Source organism: Pseudomonas sp. SAS7, assembly GCF_052112345.1.
Taxonomy (GTDB): domain Bacteria; phylum Pseudomonadota; class Gammaproteobacteria; order Pseudomonadales; family Pseudomonadaceae; genus Aquipseudomonas; species Aquipseudomonas putida_Q.
On sequence record NZ_JBEGGO010000047.1, the window covers coordinates 1 to 1202 of the forward strand.

Annotated in this window: 1 protein-coding gene; it reads right to left on the reverse strand. The window is 61.4% G+C overall.

Annotated features, from left to right (window positions below; all coding sequences use genetic code 11):
- Nucleotides 1-1202, reverse strand: a 1202-nt coding sequence (locus ABI582_RS28615) for an immunoglobulin-like domain-containing protein (RefSeq protein ID WP_442120981.1), incomplete at both ends; no start/stop codon positions are given.

The window sequence follows — 1202 nt, forward strand, 5'->3', positions numbered from 1 at the left end:
CGCCACCACTTCGTCGGTGGTGTCGGTCACTTGAACCGAAGCGTCGCCACCCAACTCCAGGTTTTCGAAGGTGGCACCGGTAGCGTCTACCGCCGACTTGATGCCAACGCTGATTTCGCCGGCGTCGTTGTAGACGTCATCGCCTTGCGCATCGTGGGTATACGGCGCGCTGGTGTCACCGGCTTTGATGGTGACTTGGGCATTGTTGCTCAGGGTCACGACCAGGTCGTGGTCCAGCGGCTGGTTGATGTGCACGGTGAACGTCGGTTTGACGTTCTCGGCCACCGAAGTCTGGTCGGCGGTGATGGTGACCAGCACCAGGTCGCCTTGGTTGCCAGTGCCCGGAGTACCCGAACCTGGTTCGTCGGTCAAGGTGGTGCTGACTGGAGTTTTGTCCAGAGTCAGCTGCTCGAACTTGCCGACGTCAGCGCCCGCAACGGTCGCGATGGAGTTGACCACTGCTGGGTTGCTGCCAACGTAGACGTTGTCTGGAGCAGTCACGCTGATCGAACCGCTGGTGCCATTGGCCGGCACGGTGATGACGGTTTTGCCGTCGCTCAGCGTGAAGGTAAGGGCCCCGTGGTTGTTGATCGGCAGACCATCTTTGTTGGTCAGGGTGATGGTGTAAGTGATCTCGCCGCCTTCGGTGACCGAAGGGGTCGCGGTCAGCTTGGCCACGACTTCGTCGGTGGTATCGGTCACTTGAACGGTAGCCGCACCGCCCAGCTGCAGGTTCTCGAAGGTAGCGCCGGTAGCGTCTACCGCCGACTTGATGCCAACGCTGATTTCGCCGGCGTCGTTGTAAACGTCATCGCCCTGCGCGTCGTGGGTATACGGCGCGCTGGTTTCGCCGGCCTTGATGGTCACGGTCGCATTGTTGCTCAGGGTCACGACCAGGTCGTGGTCCAGCGGCTGGTTGATGTGCACGGTGAACGTCGGTTTGACGTTCTCGGCCACCGAAGTCTGGTCGGCCGTGATGGTGACCTTGACCAGGTCACCTTCGTTGGTGCCACCTGGGGTACCAGGGGTACCTGGTTCATCGGTAACGGTGGTGCTGACCGGCGTCTTGTCCAGGGTCAGCTGTTCGAATTTGCCGACATCCGCGCCCGCAACGGTCGCGATGGAGTTGACCACCGCTGGGTTGCTGCCAACGTAGACGTTGTCCGGGGCAGTCACGCTGATCGAACCGCTGGTGCCATTGG